General features: G+C 59.3%; 13 protein-coding genes and 1 tRNA gene. 7 read left to right on the plus strand and 7 right to left on the minus strand.

What is annotated here, in order from left to right:
- Positions 1 to 23 precede the first annotated feature (23 nt).
- Positions 24 to 1,187 carry a hypothetical protein gene (locus G3M56_RS03455; protein WP_164365641.1) on the minus strand — a complete coding sequence of 388 codons (1,164 nt, stop codon included), beginning with the start codon at positions 1,185 to 1,187 and terminating at the stop codon, positions 24 to 26.
- A gap of 191 nt (positions 1,188 to 1,378) precedes the next feature.
- On the opposite strand from G3M56_RS03455, the gene G3M56_RS03460 reads away from it, so the two are divergent.
- Positions 1,379 to 2,575 carry an anthranilate synthase component I family protein gene (locus G3M56_RS03460; RefSeq protein ID WP_164365640.1) on the plus strand — a complete coding sequence of 399 codons (1,197 nt, stop codon included), beginning with the start codon at positions 1,379 to 1,381 and terminating at the stop codon, positions 2,573 to 2,575.
- Positions 2,576 to 2,931: 356 nt separating this feature from the next.
- On the opposite strand, the gene G3M56_RS03465 is transcribed toward G3M56_RS03460, so the two are convergent.
- Positions 2,932 to 4,290 (minus strand): MBL fold metallo-hydrolase, encoded by a 1,359-nt coding sequence (locus tag G3M56_RS03465; protein WP_164365639.1) that lies wholly within the window; start codon positions 4,288 to 4,290, stop codon positions 2,932 to 2,934.
- A 195-nt stretch (positions 4,291 to 4,485) separates the two neighbouring features.
- Here G3M56_RS03465 and G3M56_RS03470 point away from each other — a divergent pair, with 195 nt between their 5' ends.
- Entirely contained in the window at positions 4,486 to 6,072 is a 1,587-nt protein-coding gene (locus G3M56_RS03470; RefSeq protein WP_164365638.1) for a DUF1800 domain-containing protein, read from the plus strand.
- 7 nt (positions 6,073 to 6,079) lie between these two features.
- The gene (locus tag G3M56_RS03475) at positions 6,080 to 7,423 is read left to right on the plus strand and encodes a DUF1501 domain-containing protein (protein WP_164365637.1); all 1,344 of its coding nucleotides are present in this window, start codon (positions 6,080 to 6,082) and stop codon (positions 7,421 to 7,423) included.
- 547 nt (positions 7,424 to 7,970) lie between these two features.
- Here the strand turns inward: G3M56_RS03475 and G3M56_RS03480 are convergent.
- Positions 7,971 to 11,942: a glycoside hydrolase family 84 protein gene (locus G3M56_RS03480; RefSeq protein WP_164365636.1), complete on the minus strand. Its 3,972-nt coding sequence runs from the start codon at positions 11,940 to 11,942 to the stop codon at positions 7,971 to 7,973.
- A gap of 167 nt (positions 11,943 to 12,109) precedes the next feature.
- The gene (locus G3M56_RS03485) at positions 12,110 to 13,339 is read right to left on the minus strand and encodes a peptidase M42 (protein ID WP_235203568.1); all 1,230 of its coding nucleotides are present in this window, start codon (positions 13,337 to 13,339) and stop codon (positions 12,110 to 12,112) included.
- A gap of 201 nt (positions 13,340 to 13,540) precedes the next feature.
- Here G3M56_RS03485 and G3M56_RS03490 point away from each other — a divergent pair, with 201 nt between their 5' ends.
- Positions 13,541 to 13,987, plus strand: a complete 447-nt coding sequence (locus G3M56_RS03490) for a universal stress protein (RefSeq protein ID WP_164365635.1) — start codon at positions 13,541 to 13,543, stop codon at positions 13,985 to 13,987.
- A gap of 94 nt (positions 13,988 to 14,081) precedes the next feature.
- Complete coding sequence (locus tag G3M56_RS03495; RefSeq protein WP_235203569.1) at positions 14,082 to 14,900, plus strand: L,D-transpeptidase family protein; 819 nt, start codon at positions 14,082 to 14,084, stop codon at positions 14,898 to 14,900.
- A 445-nt stretch (positions 14,901 to 15,345) separates the two neighbouring features.
- Here G3M56_RS03495 and G3M56_RS03500 read toward each other — a convergent pair whose 3' ends face one another.
- Genes G3M56_RS03500 through G3M56_RS03510 form a run of 3 tightly spaced genes read right to left on the minus strand, consistent with a single transcriptional unit; the run spans position 15,346 to position 19,888 of the window.
- Positions 15,346 to 17,070, minus strand: coding sequence for a coiled-coil domain-containing protein (locus tag G3M56_RS03500; protein WP_164365634.1), 1,725 nt, complete (start codon positions 17,068 to 17,070; stop codon positions 15,346 to 15,348).
- A 20-nt stretch (positions 17,071 to 17,090) separates the two neighbouring features.
- The gene (gene rimK, locus G3M56_RS03505) at positions 17,091 to 18,482 is read right to left on the minus strand and encodes a 30S ribosomal protein S6--L-glutamate ligase (protein WP_164365633.1); all 1,392 of its coding nucleotides are present in this window, start codon (positions 18,480 to 18,482) and stop codon (positions 17,091 to 17,093) included.
- Between the two features lie 23 nt (positions 18,483 to 18,505).
- Entirely contained in the window at positions 18,506 to 19,888 is a 1,383-nt protein-coding gene (locus tag G3M56_RS03510) for an HD domain-containing protein (protein WP_164365632.1), read from the minus strand.
- 129 nt (positions 19,889 to 20,017) lie between these two features.
- Between G3M56_RS03510 and G3M56_RS03515 the strand changes: the two genes are divergently transcribed.
- Together G3M56_RS03515 and G3M56_RS03520 are read left to right on the plus strand one after the other, a co-directional pair.
- Positions 20,018 to 20,109, plus strand: a tRNA-Ser gene (locus G3M56_RS03515).
- A gap of 352 nt (positions 20,110 to 20,461) precedes the next feature.
- On the plus strand, positions 20,462 to 21,670 hold the full coding sequence (locus tag G3M56_RS03520; protein ID WP_235203327.1) for an IS256 family transposase: 1,209 nt from the start codon (positions 20,462 to 20,464) through the stop codon (positions 21,668 to 21,670).
- Positions 21,671 to 22,134 lie beyond the last annotated feature (464 nt).

Raw genomic sequence — 22,134 nt, forward strand, 5'->3', positions numbered from 1 at the left:
GTGCGGGGATCGGACAGGCGCGGCTAGAGATCTGCGGGATCGGTAAAGCCCTCCATGGTGTCGTAATCGTCCTGATAGTGGTCGATCGCCGGGGGCGCGTCGAGAGCAGGGGAGAAACGAGCCAGGCGTCGTGGACGAGCAATTAAATCTACCAAGCGTTCTTTGTAGTAAAGCTCAATCACGTAACCGAGCTGCGCGCGCTTGTCGTCGATGTTCGGGCGGAACACGTTGTACTCCGGTAGCTTGTAGCTGAGTTCCAAGGTTTCGATGCCGCCGTTGTTCCAGTTGACGGGGAGGTCGAGCCATTGTTGCTCAGGTGGGTCACTAACGACGAGTTCGTCCTGTGCGCCATTGGCGGTATCGACCAAGTGGACGACGACGTAGACGTCTGATCCAGGGTCCTCAATTTCCACGCCCGGGCGGGTCTGGAGGGTGACGGCCAGTGTGAGGTTCATGCCCTCGACTGGACCTTTGATAGGGGTGCGGCGTTCTTCGATGTTGCCGATGAAGATCTTCTCGTCGATCGGCGCCTGGTTGGCGATGAGACTCAGCCCTTGGGTCAGCTTTTTGGCAGCGAGCCGGTGGTAGGCTCCGGCCTCGGTTTCGCCGGCGTCGTAGACGCGTTGGAACGAAGCGGCGGCCTTTTTTGCGAGGCCCATCAGTTCGAGCGCCGAGCCGATCTCCCAGTGGAGACGTGGGTGATTGGGGATATGGGTTTCGGCTTCGCGCAGTTTTGCGATCGCGGTGCCGACGTCGCCGCGTTGGCGGGCGGTGATCGATGCTGCCACCAGTTCGCGGGCGATTGGGTTGTTGATGTTGAGGTTAGGCTCGGCTGGTTCGGGGGCGGGTAGCGTCGGGGGGGGCGTTGGTGCGAGCGGTTCGAGTACCGGCGGACGGATCGATGCGACAGGTGCCAATAGATTCGGGGCCGGTAGCGCGGGAAGTTGCTCTGGTCCGTCGAGCGGTGGCAGCGAATCGGGCAGAGGTGGTGTGGGGCCGCCCTGGGGCTCGACTACGATCGGTGCGGGCTCCGGCGCTGATGTGCTGGTTTCAGTGGGTTCCTGACGGTCGCGCTGGGACCAAAGCAGGATCAAGACGTGGGCAATCACCGTAACGACGAGTAACCCCAATACCCAGCTGAAGGTATTGCCGCGACGCGGATGGTGGGAACTGAGCGTGGGTGTCATCTTTGGGGGAGATCAGGCGGTGGTTGAGGATGGCCGCACTATAGCCGCGATGCCCTGTGGGAAAAACCAGGATTCCTGCTATCATTAGTGATCGCGGATTCGAATGCGGACTATCTGTGGACGGGGCAGACCTCGGGTGTGATACTACAACGCATTTGCACCGCCCAGCTATTTGAGAATTGTTTCACGACATGAACCCATCACCCCGCGCAGACCTTGAGGCGTTTCGGAAGGCAACCACTGCAAACGACGGCGACGGTGTGGTGTGGCTGGATGCGGCGGGACGGTCGGAAGGGGAAGTGAACCCCGGGGCGCGATTGTTCTCCGACCCGGTCGCCGTGGTGACGGGGAACCTAATGGATCCTGTGGATCGAGACCGGCTGCGCGCGGCGTTGGCGGAACTCAATCCGGAGCGAGGGGCATTGGCCGGAGCGGTGGACTATGACGGGAGCTTTCAATTCGGGGTGTACACGGATTACCTGACGTCACCGGCGAGCTTTGCGGGGCGCGCGGTTGAGGATTTGCCGCCGCCATTGGATCCGGCGCCCGAATTGCAGCCGGAGATGAGTCGTGGCCAGTTTTGTGACGCGGTTGCGCGGATCAAGGAATACATTGCCGCCGGAGATATCTACCAAGTGAACCTGGCTCAGCGTTTTTCCGGGGCGGGGATTTCAGGTGCGGCGGCGGTTCAGCTTTACCAGCGGCTGCGCGGGTATTCGCCAGCGCCGCGCGGGGCGTTTGTTTCGCTGCAGGGGCGGCAGTTGTTGAGTGCGTCGCCTGAGTTGTTTTTGGAGTTTGATCCGGAGACCCGGCGCTTGGTGACCCGTCCGATCAAGGGGACCCGTCCGCGGAGAAGCGATCAGGCGGCGGACGCGCAATCGCGAGAGGAGTTGTTGGCTTCGGAAAAAGAGCGGGCCGAGTTGATCATGATCACGGATCTGGAACGCAATGATCTGGGGCAGGTCTGCGAGTTCGGATCGGTCGCTGTTTCTGAAATCGCCTGTCTTGAGTCGTTCGAGCAGGTGTATCACCTGGTTTCCACGGTGGGCGGGACGCTGGCATCAGGCGTGGATGCGATTGACGCGATGGCCGCGTGTTATCCCGGCGGATCCATCACAGGAGCCCCGAAGAAGCGGGCGATGGAAATTATCGAGGAACTGGAACCGTGCCCGCGCGGCCCCTATACCGGCGCGATTGGGTTCTTTGGGGCCGACGGCAGTGCCGGATTTAACATTGCGATTCGCACGATGGTGGCCACCGAGGAGGAGATGTCATTCCATGTCGGCGCTGGGATTGTCGCCGACTCGGATCCCGCGGCTGAGTACGAGGAGACCTTGCACAAAGGCAAGGGGATGGCGCTCGCGTTGGGGCTGCCGTGGAGTGTGTGATGCTGGAGTGGGGGGGGCGCACCCTCGCAGGGAGGTGTAACACCGATCGATCAGGAGTTACGTGGTTGTGCCGCTGCGGTGGTCTTTATCCTTATCGTTATCCAAATCTTAATCGGAACGCAGCGACCCAGCTTGGTGCGCGCAGCGCAGGTGTTTGGATTGAGTCTGCGTTGCGTCGACGAGATAAGCCGTCCCGTTGGGACGAGTTCGGTGGTGATGCTGTGCCGGCGGTTGAAACCGCCGGCTAGCCGGTAAGCTGTCGCTTTGCGACGAGGAGAGTATGATGGGGCTTCGGTTCGTTGATGGCCCTCGGGAGCGACGGGCTCCTCACCGTCACCGGCTGGCCCTGCCGGGCTCTAGAGTTCGAGAGCTTGGCCTGGTTGTGGGATGAGGATCTCGCTGTCCGGAAGTTCGCGGCTGAGGGTTTGCTGGAACCAATCGAGAGCCGGGGTGTCACCGTGGACGAGGACGACTTTCTTTGGTCGTACGTCGGTGGCGAAGTGGACGAGTTCCTCGCGGGTGGCGTGGCCGCTGAAGTCGAAACGGTGGACGTCACAGTTGAGCGGCTCGGCTGGATAGCGGTGGTCGAGTTGGATTTGGTCGCCGCGGTCGGCTTCGAGGATTGCTCCGGCCGGCGACGCTGGGTCCGCGTAACCCACGAAGATGATCGAGTTTTTCGGATTCTTGAGGAACCCGCGAGCGAACTGATTCGACGTGGTCTTCTCAGTCATCATGCCGCTGGAAAGTGCGTAGATCCCGCCGGCTTGTGGGCGCAGCGGTGAGCGGTCGCGACGACGACGCATCTGCAAATCGACCTCACGCAGGATGCGGAACCCTTTGTTCTTGCGTCGGGTGGTCGCAGCGTGGCGGTCGAAGATAGTGGTCATTTTGGTGCTGAGCCCGCCCATGTGAAGTGGGGCATCGCGCAGCAGGCCGCGCTGTTTGCATCCGTGAAGAATGGTGAGCAATTCCTGGGTTTTGCCCATGGCGAAGACGGGAATCAGGACGGCGCCTCCGCGTTCGAGAGTTTCTTCGATGGCGTCGATGAGGCGGGTGATCTCCGAGCTGCGGGTGTAGTCCGGTCGGCGTTCGCTGGCACCGCGGGTTGTCTCCATTACGAGTGTGTCGACGTGATCGCGTGGGAAGTCGGCGGCCATTGAGATGGTTTGGTCTTCGAAGTGGACGTCGCCCGTGTAGAAGAGCGACTTGCCATCGTGCTCAAGGCGCACACCAACGCTGCCGAGAATGTGGCCGGCGTCGAAGAATTCGGCGGTGACTGGATCTTCATCGCGTCCGACGGAGAAGCGGTTGCGAGTTCTTGCGGGAAGCCAGAGCTTGGATTCTTCCTCGACGTCGTAGTGCTCGAAGAGCGGGTACTCCAGGATTTCCTCTTCGATGGCACGCGAGCGCATGACATTGACCGAGTTGTGGAGCAGTGCATCGGCCAAGTCGATGGTTTCGGGCGACATGTAGACATCGGCTTCCGGGTGTTCTTTTTGGAGTAGTGGGAGAGTGCCGACGTGGTCGAGGTGGGAGTGGGTGACGAAGATGGTGTCGATCATCCGGTCGCGCAGCAATGGGAAATCGGGCGTGCTGTCGAGTCCGTCTCGCTTCGGGTGCATGCCGCTATCGAGGACGATGTTGGTGCGTCCGCATTCGAGCAGGTACGAGTTGGATCCGATTTCGTTGCCGCGGGATAAGTTGGTGAATTTCATGGGATGATGACTGGGCCCTCGCCACAGTGGGGCATCAATAAACCCGCATGGCTTCGATGAAAGCGGAAATGTGGGTGGGTTTCGTCGCCGTGGAGCCGCGCAACTTTGCTGTCGCGGCTGGGTTTACTCGTTTCGCCCTGCGTAATCTGGTAAACCGGATACGCTCCCGATCCGCCCCCAAGACAAATTCCGACCATGGACATGACCCCACTGCCCCCGGCCCGCTGGTCGAATGAACTTGCAGCCCACCTGCTCAACCGAGCGGGGTTTGGTGCGCCGCCCGATGTGGTGGAGGCGGTTTTTCGAATGGGGCACCGGCGTGCGGTGCGGGCTTTGATGACTGGGGAGTTGCCGCTGAGGCCCTTGGGCGGTGTGGTTGTTGAGCCCGCCTGGTATCACCACGACGATGGCAAAGAGGCGGAGATCCGCGCCGAGCAAAAGGAGCTGCGGCAGCAGAAGCGTGAGGTGAAAGATTTCAGCGCTCGTGAGGTGATCACCAAACGTGAACGCGAACTGCGGCAGCAACTCAACCGGATGCGGCGTCAGCGCAGTACGGAGATGACGCGGTGGTGGTTCGAAACCATGCGCACGGCGAGCGACCCTTTGTTGGAGAAGATGACGCTTTTCTGGCACGGGCACTTTGCCACCAGCTTGGAGAAGGTGAATGAACCACGGCTGATGCTGCGCCAGAACATGACATTCCGCGAGCATGGCATGGGCGATGTGCGCGAGTTGACCAGGAAAATGGCGTACGACCCGGCCATGATGATCTACCTGGATATTCAGCAGAGCCATCGCAACAAACCAAACGAGAACTACGGGCGGGAGTTGCTTGAGTTGTTCACTCTGGGTGAGGGGAACTACACGGAAAAAGATATCAAGGAGGCCGCCCGTGCATTTACCGGGATCCGCTGGAACCGGGAAACCGATGTGGTGCGCATGAACCCGAAGCTCCACGATTCGGAGCCGAAGAAGTTCCTCGGTGAAGTGGGACGCCATGGGCCGGATGAGATTGTCGACATCATCTTTTCCCAGGATCGGGCGAGTGAATTCCTCGCACACAAGTTGCTGCGCTACTTTTTGGTCGATTCTCCGCCGCGTAGGATGGTGATGGCGCTGGCGCTTGAGATACGGCGGGTGAAGTACGACATGCGGCGCACATTGGGGGCGATGTTCTCCGCCGAGTGGTTTTTCCGCAGACCGTATGTCAGGGCGCAGATCAAGAGTCCGATAGAGTTTCTGACCCAGTTGATGATTCAACTCGAACTCGGTGATGTGCCGGAGAACCTGGTGATGCACTGCCAGAAGAGCTTGGGGCAGCAGTTGTTCCGGCCGCCGAACGTGGCGGGTTGGCCGGGCGGGAAGCTGTGGATTACCACAGACACGCTGCTCGAGCGCTACAACATTGCCGGCATCTTTTCCCGTGCGCACTGCGACCCGGATTATGCGGTGGAGGCGATGGGAGTGGTCGGGCGCAAGCGGCCGCAACTCAAGGACGGGGACAACGCGCGCCGCCGCAAGCGATTGCTGGCTCAACTGCGCAAGCAGGTGCCGCGTCCGGACATTGAGAAGATTGCGCCGCTGGAATTGCGCGCGCGTCCGGATCAGATGGTCGATGCGTTGGCGCAGCGCTTTTACCAGTTTCCGATGCGCCGCGAGGACCGTGATTCGTTTGTGGCATTTGCCGAGAGCCGGGTGGATGGCGGCAAGCCGCTGGCCGAAAAGGATCTGGCTGAGCTGGTTCATTTGATGCTTTCCACCCCGTATTACCAACTGACCTGAACGCACTATGAGCAAGAGAAGTAGCTATCAATCATTGGCGACCCGCAGGCGCTTTTTGCGCACGGGCTTGTTGGGTGCGGCGGCGGCCACCAGCGTGCCGGCCTTTCTTGAACGGACATTTGCGGGAATGCACCACGCGGCGGATGCGGCATCGGCCGTGCAAGGGGTGACCGGCAAGGACGGAACCATTCTGGTGGTGGTGCAGTTGGCTGGGGGGAATGACGGACTGAATACCGTCGTCCCGTGGGCGGACGATGCCTATTACCAGGCGCGGAAGAAGATCGCGATCCCGCAGAACCAGGTGCTCAAGGTGAACGATCAGATCGGCTTTGCTCCGGCGGTGAAGTATTTCCACGAGGCCTTCGACAATGGCGAGCTCGCGCTGGTTCAAGGCGTGGGCTACCCGAACCCAAACCGATCGCACTTCCGCTCGACCGAGATTTGGGAGCAGGCCACCGCCGCGGATAAGACCGCACACACCGGGTGGCTCGGCCGCTATTTCGACAATGCGTGCGACGGCGAGGACCCGGTGCCGGGGATCGCACTGACCAATCAGAAGCCGGACAGCTTTGTCGCCGCCCGCAAGCAGGGGATCACCTTGGATGCCCCGGAGTTGTACAAGTGGGTGGATGGCGGTGAGGGAGGGGCGCGGCGCAGTGAGGTTTTTGATCATTTGAACGCACCGGATGACGAGCAGGATGGAGCATCGACCGGGCAGATGACCTCGGGTGTGAAAAAGGACACGGGGATCCATTCGGCGGGTGAGGCGTTGGACTTTCTTGAGCGTACGGCGCTCGACGCGCGGTTGAGCTCTGACAAGGTCGGCGAGATCGTACGCAAATCGAAGTCGAAGATCAGCTACCCCGGCACTCCGATCGGGCGCAATTTGCAGCTGATTAGCCGGATGATCGAGGGAGGTCTATCGACGCGGGTTTACTATGCCAGCCACGGTGGGTTCGATACGCATAACAACCAGCGGGGAGCGCATCCGGCGCGGTTGGGCCAGCTCGATCAGGCGCTGCGGGCATTTTTCAAAGACCTCAAGGCACAGGGGAACTACGAGCGGGTCGTGTTGATGACGTTTAGTGAGTTTGGTCGGCGCGTGGCGGAAAATGCCAATGCCGGCACCGATCACGGAGCCGCCGCCCCTTTGTTTTTGATGGGAGGTGGAGTGAAGGGCGGAATCGTAGGCGACCACCCGAGCCTGACTGATCTCCACCGCGGCGACCTCAAGTTCTCGGTCGATTTCAGGTCGGTCTATGCGTCGTTGCTGGAGCAATGGCTGGGCACGAACAGCGAGGCTGTGTTGCGGGGGAAGTTCAAGCCGCTGGATTTGATCCGCAGAGGGTGAGGGCGGGGCTTTGGTTGATCCGCCGGTTTCGGAGGTGGGATGTGGAGGTTCTGCCGCCCCGTTGGGGCTTGGTTGTATTTTTCGGATGATTCCCATGGCGTTGCCATGGGCTGCGTTGGGATGCACCTCCGGTGCGTGGGGAGAGGTGGTGTCCTCAGGGGCGAGTGGTTGGGAGTGGTCGCTGTGCTCCTGTGGGCTTGGAGGCCGGGTGAAATCCGGCGGTCCGATGGGATGATCGGTTGTCGGGCTGGATCGTTGGTTTGATGGCAACAAGGAGTACGTGGAGTTACAAAACGGCGCGAATGCGGAGATGTGGGAGTGCAGCGAGAATCGCTGCTTTGGATTGGTAGGTGCGTGTGGCGGTGAGTGGGGTGACGGTGTCCTCACCGTCGAGGGGTGAAAGCGGTCGCTGCGCTCCGGTGGGGGTAGGAGGCCGGGTGAAATCCGGCGGTCCGAGGGGTGGCCCGCTGGTGGATCGCACAAAAAAAAGCAGGCGACCGGATGGCCGCCTGCTTGGGTGATTCGGGGAATCAGATGGTGTGATCGGTTACTTCTTCAGTGCGTAGGCGATTTCGTAGATGGACGGGGCGGTGCCGGTCCACTCGATCTTGATCTCGAAGATGTGGTCGTGCTGGGCGGTGTTGAGCTCGTTGAGGCTCTTGCTCAATGTACCGAGCTGTTGCCACTGATCGGCACCGGTGCGGACCATGACTTTGGCGTTTGAGATCGCGTTGCCGTCCTGGACGATGTTGATCTGTTTGAGGCGGGTGTCTTCGCTGAGTTTGTAGCTGATCGAGCCGCTCTTGATCTTACCGTCCTGTGTGTTCGGGCGGTACGACGTGGTGAGGTCACCGTCGACCATCATTTCCGGTCCGTGGCCTTTGAGCTCGATCGGGTTCGAGACGTAGGTCGGGTCGTTGGTGGTACGGATGTAGGCGCCGTCGTTGATCAACACCTCCGAGATCCGGATCCATCGGTGTGGATAGGTCTTGGTAGCGAGGATGCGGAAGTAACGTGCCTTCATGCCGAGGTTTTCCCCTTCGAGGTAGGAATGGGAGATCGGGATGATGCCGTCGGACAAGCTTCCGTGTTTGTAGCCGTTGTCCTGTGGCTTTGCATCGCGGTCGTCCGTCTTGCTCGCGGTGGTGAACGCATCGCGCCAGTTCTTGCCATCGAGGCTGAGCTGGAACTTCGCATCGCGCACGTGGTCGGTGTCGGTGTCGAAGACGACGTACTTCAAGTTGTCGATGTCGAGCACCTGGCCGAGGTCGTAGACGATAGCGTCGCCTTCGTTGAACCCACGGTTGAAGAACACGGTGGTGGTGAAGTCGCCGTCGAAGGCTTGTTCTGGTTTGCTGTTATTGTAGATCTCCGCGTGGCCTTTCACATAGCGGACCGGGTGGATCTCGTTTGAGAGCACCTCAAAGCGCTGGATGCCGGTGGTGACTGGTTGTTTGGTGTGGTTGACCAAGCGGACAAAGCGGGCGTCCGGAAGGGCGTTGCCGTTGACTTTGCTCCACTCCACCGCGTTGGCGGATGCCTCGACAGTCAGTTGTTTGTTGGTCACCTGCGAGCGGATCTTCTTCAGGTCCTTGATGCGGTCGAGTTTGATGCCGATGAACTGACCAGGCTTCAAGGTGATGCGCTTGGTAGGTTCGAGCACGGCGCGCTCCGGCGTGACCGCGACCTTCAACTGGGCGTCTGTGTTGGTGAATGCATCGCGCAGCGACTTCTTCACCGGTGGGGTGACGCTGAACTCCTTCACCGCCCACCACTTGGCGGTTTGTTCGAGGTTGCGGATCCGCAATGCCTTGGCGGTGATGTCCGACTCGCTGGCATCGAATGTCAGGGTCGGCGCACTCTTTTTGAAGGTATGAAGCGGCTGCCAGTTGGTGCCGTCGGCGGAGTATTCCAGTGCCGCGCGGTTGATCTTATCGCCCGCGGCCTGGACGAACTTCACGGTGCCGATCTTCTGTGGTTGGGCGAAGTCGGCGCGAATGAAGGCATCGGCAGGAATTCCGTCGCGGTTTGGGTTTTCGTATGGATTCTTGGCAAAGCTCGGGCCGGAGGTCGGGCTGCCATCGGTGATGTCCTTCAAGCTGCCGCCCATTTTGATTCCAATGTTCTCCGACGCGGTGGCGGTGAGTTGGTAATCCTGCTGGCTGGCAGCGGCCTCCTCATTGACGAGGATTTCGCGCACGCCGAGCCACGTGTTGGCCTTTGGTTTGGTGGCGACCAGTCGGACGCCGCGCACCTCGAGGTCGAGGTTTTCAGCCTTCACCTGGGTTGGCAGTTGGTAGGTTTGTCCGTCGAGCGGTTTCCAGTTTTCGCCGTCCTTGGTGATTTCGATGCGTGCTTCGGCAAAGGTGTCCTTCGGGTTGGCGGTGGTGCCGACGAGGAACTCAACGCGCTCCAGATGGATTGGGTTGTTGTACTGGATGCCGATGTAGTCGCCGCTGGCGATGGACGTCGGGGATTTGTAGACTACGCCGGTCTTGGCATCGCCGTCGCGCAGTGCGCTGAGCTTGCCTTGTGGCGCGTCGCTGCGGTTGGTGATGTACGTTTCGATGACCTTGCTCGGGTCGACGATCGACGAGACCACGCTATTGAGGTGTTTGCCGAGGTCTTTGATGAACGGAACGATGTGCTGCACACCGACCTGCGCGTTTTGGTAATGGCTCACATACCAGAACTTGTAGGTTTTCGATTTCTCGAATGCCGCGTGAGCGGTCGAGTAGTAATTCCAGATTGCGTCCTTGTTGCCATCCATCGAGGCATCCAGGCACTTGAGGTAGTTGATGGCGGCGGTGGTGGTGTCTTGCCAGCAATCGAGCCAGTAGATGATCTGGTCGCGGGTGCGTGGGTTGCCCGGGTTCTCCTTGTAGTAAGCGGCGGCTTGTTGTAGCGCCTCGAACTCGGAAATCAGCGATGCGATCGCAGCTTTGTCCACGTTGCCGGACTTCAATTGCTGGCGCAACGCGTTGAGTTGGGGCGCGAGCTCCACCGACTCCTGCAGTGCACGCACGCGGCCGTCCATGTTCTGGTTGATCATGTGGCGGCTGATCGTGCGCAGAGCGGTCGACGCTTTGGTTTCCTCCGCCGTCCCGTGGTTCATGTACTTGAACGAATCGTGCCAGTTCTGGTCGGCCTGGGCCTTGTCGTCCCAGACATTCCAGCCGTAGTCGGCGATGGCGAAGAGCGCGGACTTGTTCGCCTCGGCTTGTTGCATCGGGTTGAGCACGATGCCGGCGATGTTGTTCGGGTTCACGCCCGGGTGGAGGAAGGTGTCGTTACCTCCCATGATCAAGTGCTGCTTCGAGTTGTCGCTGCACGGCCAGTTGATCCACAGGTATGGCGGGCGACCTTCGAGTCCCGGTGAGCTGATGTTGTTCTTGAAGTTCGAGGTGAACCCCTCACTGACTTCACCCCAGATGCGGCCGCCGGTCATGATGATGGAGACCGATTGCGGCGCTTGGTTGACCACTTTGAGCTGCGGCGACGAGCCATTGCCCATGTAGTCGTTCGAGCAGAATGGGAGGTCGGTGACGAGGTCCGGGTAGGATTGGTTCTTCTGCTCGATCAACCAGTTGGTCAGATCATTGAGCAACTTGACGTAGGTTTCCGGGCCTTGTGGTGGCACGCCGGCGTCGTCCGCCAGGATGCTGAAGGCACGGACGTCGTTTTCAAGAAGCTGAACGAACTTCGCTTTAATGATGTCGAGGTCGTGCTGGTAGTTTGCTTCGGTGTCGAAGCGGATCGCGCTGTGCATGAACGGATGCAGCGCATAGACGTATTTGTTTTTCGTCTCGTTGCCGACCTGGGCGAGCTTCTTGATCTCAGCCAGTTCTTTTTCCGGGTAGAGTTCGCGCCACTTCTTGTTGTGGTAGATGTCGTCCTTGGGCGCGAAGAAGTAGGTGTTGAGTTTGTAATCGCCGCCGAAGCGCATCAACTCGGCGCGGTCTTCATTGCTCCATGGGTTGCCGTAGTAGCCTTCGATGAACCCGCGGTGCTTGACGTTGGAGTAGTCGTCGATGCGCAGTTCGGTGATCTGGCGGTTGTCGATCTGGTTGAAGATGTGCTTCAGCGTGGTGATGCCGTAGAAGGCACTGTCCGTGTCGTCGCCGAGCACGCCGATGACGTTGTCGGCGATCGAGACGATGTGGGAGTCGTTCTTGTCGAAGAACGTTTCCTGGTGGGATACCTTGGAATTGAAATACTGGTCAACGGCGCCACCTGACTGGTTGATCCCGACGAGAATGTTGGTCTTGCCGGGGACGAGCTTCGGGCTGGTGGTGAATGTGATGCCGTGGGCTTTGAGGACCTTGGCGAGGCGCTTTTTGGTGTAGCTGTCGATGCCCTGTTCCAGCACGACGTTGACGTCCTTGCTGATTTGGAAGGTTTGCTCGCGGTATTCGATTTGCTGCGGGCGCGGGTAGATCTCGAATGGGGCGTTGGCAAACGCGGCACCGGTTGTCAGGGCAAACCCCAGAACAAGAGCGGATGTCTTTCGTGTCTTCATGTCGTTGTCGTTTTCGAGGTGTGATTGGCGGTTGGAGTTGGTGGGGGATTCCGCCGGGGGCACCGCATGTGTCGCGCTCTGTTGTGGGAGCGGGCGGTGGTTGGGTGGCCGGCTGGCGCCTCCTGTTGTTTCAAGGCACCAGCCGGTGGGTAAACGCAGAGTTCGCCTTAAAGCGACTTCGCCTGGTCGAGGCGGACGTGGTTGTTCATCAGATCGGTGACCTTGATGCCTTCGCCGTCGTTCATGGCGTCCATCTTGCGGACGGTGGCCTCCATGCCGTGGATGGCGGCGAGGACGTCTCCGGTGTGGCCGGTTTCCGAGATGGTGTGCATGTTGCGGATTGGGAAGCCAATCGAGGCGGCGGCGCAGTCGAAGCCGGCGAGAGCTGCGGCCATGGCGTCGGTGCCGGTGTCGCGTCCGGACATGTCACGCTGGAGCGGGATCTCGTTTTCGAGGCAGGCTTGTTCGATCAGGCTATTGAGGTAATCGCTGGTGATCGCGCCGGTGGTGATGGTGAAGCCTTTGCCCATGCTGAGTGTGTTCATGCGCTTGGCGCTGATGCCCGGGGCGGCGTCGTAGTCGTGGTTCACGTCTGTGCCGATGAGGATGTCCGGCACGAGCTCACCAGCGATGGCGGTTGCGCCGAAGCGACCGATCTCCTCGTGGGTGGCGATCGTAAAGAGCATGCGCACGTTCTTCAGCGGGTTCTTGGCAATGCGCTCGGCGAGTTCCGCCACGGTGAAGCAGCCGAGACCGTTGTCGAGGTAGGCTCCGTAGAACGAATCCGGTGCGAAGCCGCGCTTGATCGGGCGGTCGAAAATGATCGGGTCACCGGCCTTGATGCCGAGTTCTTCGAGCTTCTCTTTGGCCTTTTCTCCGTGCATCTGGAGCTCAACGTAGAGCATTTCCGGCTTGATGCCCTTTTCGCCGGTGCGGGTAGGGATGTCGGCGAAATGGATTGCGCCGAGTGCTTCGATGGTGCCGCCTTCGATCACTTTGTACTCGCCCGGCTTTTCCGGGTTCTGAGGGAAGAGCTTCACCTCATGGCCAACGAGCACATTCGGGATGAAGCTGTCGCTGTTGATCCAGATCTTGCCATCGTCGCTGATCTTGCGCACCTGCATGCGGATCTTATCAGCGTGGCCCACGACCATCACGGTCGGCAGGTCGAGGTCGTTCGGGTGAGTGTCGAGGACGATGCCCGCGTTGCCTTTGAACTGATGGATCGCCCAGCTGTCGTGCTTGATCTTTTCGAAGTGCGGTTTGATCACGCCGTAGCTCATCGCGGCTTCGAGGCCGATCGGGGACGGTGCGGCGAGGATCTCGCGCATGAAGTTGAACTGCTTCTCCGGCATGGACTTTTCCCATGCTGCTTTGGTCTTCTTCTTGGTAGGCATAGCTTTTCTGAATTCGATCGATTGGTGGGCTGCCGGGCTGGCGCCATTACGGCAACGTACACGTCTGATCATTCATTGGAGGGAGAAATTCGGGAACTTTTGGCGAACCTGCGGAAAATTGAGTGTGGTGGAGTGTCAAAAGATCGGGCGGGTGAGAGGATTTTGGTCGGCTAATCCGGCGTGCTTTGTTAGCCTGTAGGGATGAAAAATATCGTTGCCGCTGTCGATTTTTCTGATGTCACTCCCCAAGTGCTCGCGGTGGCTCGCGAGCAGGCCGAGGCATTCGGAGCCAACCTGCATTTGGTACATGCCGTGGATCCGGGGCCATCTTACGAGATTTATGGGTTTTCTCCGTCTGAGATGCCGGTCAACCCGTGGCTGGACAAGGCATTGGAGAATGCCAAAGACCGTCTGGAGAAGGTCGCGAAAGACGTCGGACTGCCCGAGGGACGCGTGCGTGTGCATTACATCGCCTCGATGCCTACCGACGGCATCATGCGGGTGGCCAAGGATGTGACGGCTGATTTGATTGTCGTCGGGTCCCACGGTCACAACCTTCTGGGGTCTATCCTTCTGGGTAGTTGTGCCCAGGGAATCGTGCGCCGCGCTGAGTATCCCGCATTGATTGTGCCCGTCGGTAAGAAGTAGGTCGGGGGGCAATGTGACAAAATCTTAGGCTCACCCGCGGCGAATTGCGTAGCGGTTGGGAATGGGGTGATCCAACATAATGGCATTTTTCGTCGTGAGCGATTCTACCAAAAGTAATCAACAAGAAGAATCCGATAAGATTCGCTCGAAATGGACGAAGCTGGTCTATGTCGCGGCGCTGGCTGCAGCGGTCGGTGCGGCGGTGTGGGAGTTCTCCAGATCGGGGAACCCAATGTCGCGCGAGGCCAAGGGGGCTCGGATTGCAGCGGCCATCGAGGCGACTGGTAAGGCGAAGCTTGCGATGAAGCCCGAGCTCGATGCCGCAGGCGTGGCGGCGGGCGATCCCGTGTTCCTGCGCGTGTTCAAAGAGAGCAGCGAGATGGAGCTGTGGATGCAGCCAGGGGGCGAGGGCGAGTATGTGTTGGTGAAGAACTACCCGGTGGCGAAGTGGTCTGGGGAGCTTGGCCCGAAGCTTGCCGAGGGCGATTATCAGGCGCCGGAGGGGGTGTATTTTACCAATCGGGGGAGTCTCAATCCGTTCTCAAAGTACCATCTCTCGTTCAACATCAATTACCCGAACGCATATGACAAGGCACACGGGCGGACGGGCAGTTTCATCATGGTGCACGGCAGTAATGTGTCGATCGGATGTTATGCGATGACGGATCCGGCGATTGAGGAGATTTACGGGTTGGTTGAGGATGCGTTGAAGAACGGTCAGAATGAAGTGTCGGTGCATTGTTTCCCATTCCGCATGACGCCTGAGCGGTTGCAAAAGGCGGCGGCGATGGAGGGTGAGCAGAAGTGGGAAGAGTTTTGGCGCGATGAGTTGGTGCCGGTTTACGAGGCATTTGAGGACACGCGTCAGCCGCCGGTGGTGAGGGTTGAGGACAAGAGGTACGTGGTGGAGTGAGTTTTTTTTGGAGGGGCAGGTAAACCGTCCCTTCGGGACGAGTGGCTTTTTGTGGCATCACCTCCACCGGTTGAAACCGGTGGCTAGCCAGTAAGTGGTCGCGCTGCGACCTGATCCGACGGGCGGCTCTAGTCTTGCGTGATCCGTTGGGGGAGATCGGCAGAGGTCTGATGCGACGGATGCTGCGGTGGTGACGGTGGTGACGGTGGGCTTATTGGTGTTGATGAGCGAACGCCTAAGTCTGCGTCGCGGAGCGACGTGTTACCGGATAGCCTGCGGTTTTAACCGCAGGAACGTGGAGACATCCGCCGCAGTCGTCCCGAAGGGACGGTTTACCCGGGGGAGGGAATCAGCGCGCGGTGCGCGGAGGTGTTGGTGGCCGTATGGGAAAACGGCGGTCCATGGAGGTTGCCGTTCGGCGAGAATCGATAGCGCTTCTGACGGCTTAGCCCTTGTCCGGTGTCGGGGTGGGAGCTTGGTGGACCGTGATCTGGGTGAATGGCACGTTCCACTGGTGTTCGTTGCAGACGTCGACACAGAGTCGCTGGATGGCGCGGCGCAGGATGTGGTAGCGCGATGCCACATCACCTGAGAAGTCGGCAAGGACTTCATAATCGAGGGAGGATGCTCCGGCGGAGCTGAATTCGACCGAGATGTGAATGATGGCCTCCGCGGGTACGATTTCCGCCAATCCCTCTTCGATGGCTTTGGCGAAGATGCCCGGGACTTCGTGGGTGCTGATGTCCTGGTGGATGTAGTCGATGCCGAAAGTGGATTTGAGGCGGAAGTTTTTCGACAAGTTTTCCGGCGCCATTTCGAGGAACTGCTGCGATGGGATGAGCTTGCGGCTTCCGCCTTTGCGCAGGATGTGAACGTACTCCGGGGTTTGTTCGATGACTTTAGCCAGTCGTTCGTCATCGAACAAAATCCAGTCGCCGGCTTCGCATGGGAACCAAAGTTCGCCGGTAGCCGGACGCGAGCGCATGCTGAGCAGATTGTCGATTGGAAGGCGGACAAGTCCTCCTTTCAGCGTGGGGTTGGTGAAGTCGGTGTAAACGTGGATCTTCCCAACCTTCCACGGGATGCCGTCGATGAGTACCCGCTCGCCTTCGCGTACTGGTCCGAGGTTGAGCATCAACTTGGCCTGATCGTAGTAACGGGGGAGCGTGTGTTTGCTTCCCCATGCGATCGCTCCGAGGAAGAGCAAAGTCACGACTAGCAGTACCCAGTCATTGGTCAGGTAGAGGATGAAGACGAAGACCAGGATGGCTGCGAGAATCCCTGCAACATGGAATCCGAGATCGAGACTTTTGATGTAGAAGCTGTCCGAGGTTCTGCGATGTACCGGGCTGTATTTGCGGAACATCGCATAGCCACGGCGGAAGATCAGCAGAGTGACTATGCAGCCGATGATGGCGTAGAGGAGGTTTTTGCCGCGGGTGCGGAAGAAGTTTTGGATTCCGGTGGTGGCTCGGACCCAGAGCGATTCGGTGGAGTTGTTGAGGTCGGCTAGGCGGTCATTGGCGATGGCGATTTCCAGCTCGGTTTCATCGAGATGTTCCTGCCAGACGGCGCGTTGTTCGTTGAGTCGGTCGACGACGTCTTGTGGTGGGTTTTGAGCGAGTTTGCGGTCGATTGCGGTGACGACGCGTGTGGCGGTTGCGCGTTGGTCATCGAGGATGGCGAGTCGACGGCGTAGCGACTCGATTTTCCTGGGTTCGAGAGTGGCGTCTTTGAGTTCGCTGATGACCGGGGCGACGAGTTCCCTGATTTCCTGTTCGAGGGTGAGGGTTTCCTGTTGGGCGTCTGACGATTCGTCGAGCTCGATTTTGGTGGCGGAGGAAAGGAACCAGTTTTTGAGTCGGCGCAGTTCGCGTTCGGTTTGGTCGATTTCTTCCGCGAGTTCGAGCAGTTCTGGTGGGGCCAGGTTGCTTTTACGTTGGCTCTCGAGCTTTTTGAGCTTGGCCTCGGTTTCCGAGATCGACTTGGAGAGGTCTTCGAGCAGCGACGTCTTTTTCGCCGTCTCCTGTGGCGTGGGTGTGGCTTCGGGTTGCTGGGCCTTCGTGGCCGGGACGGCTGCTAGAAGAAAAACCACCCCAAAAGCCAGCGCGAGCCACACGTGGAAACGATGGCTGTGACTAGGTGATGGGTTGGATGAGGTGGCGTGCATTGATGGAGGATGGGGACGGATTAGTCCGTGTGGATGGGTGGCTTCCAGCGCAGCTTTTTCTCCACCGACGAGACAATCATCGCGGCGATGTCCTTGCCGGTGGCTGTTTCGATGCCTTCGAGTCCAGGTGACGAGTTGACTTCCAAAAGCAGAGGGCCGGTTGCCGAGCGGATGATGTCCACTCCGGCCACACTGAGGCCCAGTGTTTTCGCGGCTTTGACGGCGAGCGAACGTTCTTCAGCGGTGAGGCGCACGACCCGGGCGCTGGCGCCGAGGTGGATGTTGGCGCGGAACTCACCTGGAGGGGCCGAGCGCTCGATGGCGGCGACGACCTTGCCGTCGATCACAAAGCAGCGCAGGTCTTTGCCGTCGGCCTCTTTGATGAACTTTTGCACCAGCAGGTTGGCGCGGAGGGACTTGAATGCGTTGATCACACTCTCGGCGGCCTTGCGGGTTTCCGCGAGCACGACGCCTTTGCCCTGGGTGCCTTCCAAGAGCTTCACGATCAGCGGTGCGCCGCCGACCATGTCGATCAGGTCGGTGGTATCGATCGGTGAATTGGCAAAGCCGGTGGTCGGAATCTGGATCCCGTTCTTGAGCATCAACTGCAGCGAGTACAGCTTGTCCCGGGACTGGGTGATCGCCGCAGATGAGTTCACGGTTTGGATTCCCATGCTCTCGAAGTGGCGGGTCAGCGCCGTGCCGTAGAATGTCATGCTCGGGCGGATGCGCGTGATCACGGCATCCAGATCATTCAGCAGCGAGCCACCGCGGTAGTGAGCCTCCGGCTCGGTGGCATCAAGCTTCATGTAGCACTGCTTGATGTTAAGGAAGAGCATCTCGTGACCGCGCTCGCCGCCGGCTTCAAGGATGCGCTGGTTGCTGTAGAGCTTTTTATCGCTCGCCAGCAGACCGATCTTTAAGCCGGTGCGTGGCGGCTCCTTGGTGTCGTAGAGATCCTCGATTTCCTGAGCGGTGCGCGCGCCCTGGGTAAAGCTCAGCGATGGGTCGACGATGAGCCTACCGTTCATCGCCTGACGACCGAGCAGCATGCGGTAACCCATGGAGTCGCGGTTGGCGAGGGTGAGCTCAATCTCCCATGTTTGCTCACCGATGGTCAGCGGGGTGCTGATAACGTAGCGTTTCTCAGGGATGCCGCTCGAACTGCGAACGGTGCGCTTGTCGACGACCGGGCGCTCGCAACGAATCGACGTGCGTTGGTCGTTTTGGACCGGATGAAGCTCGAAAGAAACCCAGCGCTGGCCGTTGCGGCGGAACGCCTGGATGTTGAAGGCATGGATCGACGACGTCTTGGCGCCGGAGTCGATGCGGGCTTTGATGGCAGGTGCGCCGATCTCGGGGAGGGCGCACCATTCTTCGCTGCCAATGATGGTTTTCTGATTCGAGTTCATCGGTTGGGAGTTGGGCTGCGGGACTAGGCGAAGAGATCGCCGAGGTCGTCCTGAGCGGGTGCCGGGAGTGGCTTCTCAGGCTTCTTCGCTGGTGGTTCTGGTTGAGAGTCGTCTTCGGATGGAGTGCTCTCAGGCTCGATGGCTTCTGGTTCTGGAGTCGATTCCGGTACGTCTGTGGCGGCGATTTCAGCCGCTGGAGAGGTTGCGATTTCTGGCTCGATCGTGAGAGGTTGTGCCGTTTCGACCTCAGGCTCCGTGAGCGCAGGTTCGCTGGCTGCGACGGGTTCTGGCTGCTGGGGCTGTGTGATGTTTGGCGTCGAGGGTACGCTAGGTTGGGCGGTTGTAGCAACCTCTGGATCCACGGATGCGAGAGGTTCTACCAAATGCCCCGGAAGCGGGAACACGCGGTCGTAGATGCCGGGGGCGATCTGAGCTGTCGTCTCATAGCCAGCAAACATCATCTCGAGTTTTGCGTCGATGTTGTCAATGTGGTGCAACGCGATGGCTTCCGGCGTGCGTGGCAGCACTGGCGAGCCGAACTCATGGGTGCCGTGGTGCGAGCCAATGAGGTGCAGCAAGTGGAGTCGTGCCTCTTCGCTCGATGGCGTGATTGTTTTCCACTCGGCGGGTGCGTCCGGTGAATCGACTGCGCTGTGCCAGAGTTTGTTGGCCACTTCGATGCCGATCGGGATGTGTCCGAGCAGTTCGCCGCTGAGTTGGAATGGCATGGTGAAGCCGTCCTCCGGGTAGGCGTTCTCCCACAGCTTGCCGCAATCGTGGAGCAGGATGCCGACCTGGAGCAGGTCGCGGTTGAGGCGTGGGTAGGCTTCGCAGAGGCTATCGGCGGTGCGCATCATTTGGGCGACGTGTTCGACCAGTCCCCCGCGGCGTGCGTGGTGGTTGCGGCGTGCGGCGGCGGTGCGGCGCATGTGGGAGCCGTGGCGAGCGATGAACAAATCGGCCACTGCCTTGAGGCGTGGGTCGGCGACTTGGCTGATGTAGTGGAGAATCGTGGCCCAGTCGCTGTCTTGTTTGGCTCTGAGTTCTCCGGTGCCGGCGAGCAGGCGGTCTGTGGCGTCTTCGTCGAGCTTGGCTGCGGTCCAGTCGCGGCAATCGACGCCGTATTGTGAGGTTGACCAGCCGCCGGTCACGGCGATGAAATCATTCGGGGCGAGGCGACCAGATTCCGCGGCGGCGAAGCCCGGGGTGTCCTGCCACGCTTTAAGTGTGACCTGGTCGGTCGCGTCGCGCAGCGTGATTTCATAGTACGGCTTGCCCGTCTTGGTCTGCTTCTCCACGATGGACTCAATCTGGCAGTGCACGGTGGCGGGGACGGTCTGCTCGGCGCAGGCGGATTTTGCAGCGGAAATCGAAAGGGGGGCGTCGGAAATGGAATCGTAGCTCATTGCTGCGAATCTGAAGCCAGAGTTCGCCTCGGATCAATGGCAATCAGCGATCGGATGAACAAATCCCAGAACGATCGCAACTTCCACTTGCCAGATCAGGAATTGAGGGTAGTTTCAACGCTCCAAGACGGAGAGATGGCTGAGTCCGGTCGAAGGCACTCGACTCGAAATCGAGCGTGGCAGCGATGTCACCGTGGGTTCGAATCCCACTCTCTCCGCCACTTTTATATAAAGACCTACCGCAGAGCTTACGGGCCACGGTAGGTCTTTTTTTGTGTTGGGATTCGAACCCACGTTCTGGAAGAACGGTTCGATCCCACAAGGATTGTGGCAAGCGCCGAGGGACGAGGCGCAATCCCACTCTCTCCGCCACTTTTATATCAAGACCTGCCGCAGAGCTCACGGGGTACGTGCGTTTCGCGGGTGAGGTGTGGCGGAGATGACGGTGTGGTGGCCTGCGGGTGGATTGGTTGGTTCGCCGACGGTTGTTGGTAGTGTGCCAAAGCTTCTGCAAAAAGGGTCATGATGATTGATTAGGTTTTTAACAAAACAAGAACCCCTAATCGTCACACCATGACCCCACGACCAGATAAGACCACAACGCCGCAGTTGAAAAGTATTCTTGCCGAGCAGGAAGATTTTCTGAGGCCCTTGGTTCAGAAATTGATGCAGGAGATGCTCGAAGAAGAAATGAACGAGACACTCCAGGCGGTAAAATCAGAACGCAGCGACAGACGCCGAGGTTATCGCAGCGGCAGTTATCAACGCAGTCTCCTGACACGGGTAGGAAGGATCGAGCTGCGCGTCCCTCAAGATCGCGACGGACTCTTCAGCACCGAGATCTTCGATCGCTATCAACGCAGCGAGAAGGCTTTGGTAAGCACCCTGATCGAAATGTACGTGCAGGGCGTCTCGACACGTAAAGTCGCGCAGATCACCGAGGAGCTCTGCGGTCACCGGGTCAGCGCCAGTGTGGTAAGCAGGCTGAACAAAACGTTGGACGAAGAGCTTGAGAACTTTGCCCGACGCAAGCTCAACCACGCTTATCCTTACCTCATCCTGGATGCCCGCTACGAAAAGGTTCGAGAGAACGGCGTGGTGCGCAGCCAGGCTGTGTTGATCGCCATTGGCATCAGTTGGGATGGCCGACGGGAGGTCCTTGCTACCGAGCTCGATCAAAGGGAAAGCGGAAGCAGCTGGAAGAACTTCCTACTTCAACTCAAGCAACGCGGACTGACGGGTGTTGAGTTCTGCGTGACTGATAACCATGCCGGCCTGCGACGAGCTATCAGCGAAGTGCTTCCCGAGGCGCTGTGGCAACGCTGCTACGTCCACTTCCTTCGCAACGCTCTTGATCATCTACCTCGCAAGCATGACGACGACTGCTGCACCGAGCTGCGCTGGATCTATGACCGTCGAGACATCAATGAAGCGCGTCAGGATCTGCGGGCATGGTTGGCGAAGTGGGGAGGCAAATACCACAAGCTCTGTGACTGGGTCGAAAGTGAGATCGAAGAAACGCTCACCTTTTATCGACTTCCCAGAGAGCATCACAAGCATCTCAAAAGCACGAATATGCTCGAGCGACTCAATGAGGAGATTAAGCGTCGTACGCACATTATCCGAACCTTCCCCAACCAGGCTGCAGCCCAACGTTTAATCCGGGCTGTCACGCATCAAGTCCATGAGCAGTGGATCGATCAACACCGCTACCTGAACATGGATCACCTCAAAGAAGCCCAAAAGCTCAGCCTTACTTCAAATCAAACGTCCGCAGCCTGATCATCATCCATCAAACCCTTTTTGCAGAACTTGACGTACATAACCCGGTTGTTGGCTTGGCCGGATTGGTTGGTCGGTCGGGGATCCCAGGGTGATGTCGCCTGAGGCTCCTTTCACCGCTGGGCTGGTTTGCGTTTCCCCTTTGGGGAAAGGGGATGGGCTTGAAAAGGCGGAAGCCCCCCCGGTTCGACGGCAGGAATGCCGTCCCACCAGCGCTGCGCGTGCATGGAACGGGCGGGGATGGGTGATCTTCTTCGCTGTCACTCGGATCAGGATTTGGATAGGGATAAAGATAACGAATGCAAGGCTCACGCGAAGCATATGGAGCGACCACACTCATGTGGTCGGCGGACAGGGATGGCTTTGAAATAGGGGGAGCCCTCCGGTTCGACGGTAGGAATGCCGTCCCACCAGCGCTGCGCGCGCAAGGATCGGGCGGGGATGGGTGATCTTCTTCGCTGTCA

The sequence above is a fragment of the Sulfuriroseicoccus oceanibius genome (genome assembly GCF_010681825.2).
Taxonomy (GTDB): Bacteria; Verrucomicrobiota; Verrucomicrobiia; order Verrucomicrobiales; family SLCJ01; genus Sulfuriroseicoccus; species Sulfuriroseicoccus oceanibius.

Coding starts and splice junctions, on each gene's coding strand:
- G3M56_RS03455 (WP_164365641.1), bottom strand. CDS start 1,187: ATGACACCCACGCTCAGTTCCCACCATCCGCGTCGCGGCAATACCTTC.
- G3M56_RS03460 (WP_164365640.1), top strand. CDS start 1,379: ATGAACCCATCACCCCGCGCAGACCTTGAGGCGTTTCGGAAGGCAACC.
- G3M56_RS03465 (WP_164365639.1), bottom strand. CDS start 4,290: ATGAAATTCACCAACTTATCCCGCGGCAACGAAATCGGATCCAACTCG.
- G3M56_RS03470 (WP_164365638.1), top strand. CDS start 4,486: ATGGACATGACCCCACTGCCCCCGGCCCGCTGGTCGAATGAACTTGCA.
- G3M56_RS03475 (WP_164365637.1), top strand. CDS start 6,080: ATGAGCAAGAGAAGTAGCTATCAATCATTGGCGACCCGCAGGCGCTTT.
- G3M56_RS03480 (WP_164365636.1), bottom strand. CDS start 11,942: ATGAAGACACGAAAGACATCCGCTCTTGTTCTGGGGTTTGCCCTGACA.
- G3M56_RS03485 (WP_235203568.1), bottom strand. CDS start 13,339: ATGCCTACCAAGAAGAAGACCAAAGCAGCATGGGAAAAGTCCATGCCG.
- G3M56_RS03490 (WP_164365635.1), top strand. CDS start 13,541: ATGAAAAATATCGTTGCCGCTGTCGATTTTTCTGATGTCACTCCCCAA.
- G3M56_RS03500 (WP_164365634.1), bottom strand. CDS start 17,070: ATGCACGCCACCTCATCCAACCCATCACCTAGTCACAGCCATCGTTTC.
- rimK (WP_164365633.1), bottom strand. CDS start 18,482: ATGAACTCGAATCAGAAAACCATCATTGGCAGCGAAGAATGGTGCGCC.
- G3M56_RS03510 (WP_164365632.1), bottom strand. CDS start 19,888: ATGAGCTACGATTCCATTTCCGACGCCCCCCTTTCGATTTCCGCTGCA.
- G3M56_RS03520 (WP_235203327.1), top strand. CDS start 20,462: ATGACCCCACGACCAGATAAGACCACAACGCCGCAGTTGAAAAGTATT.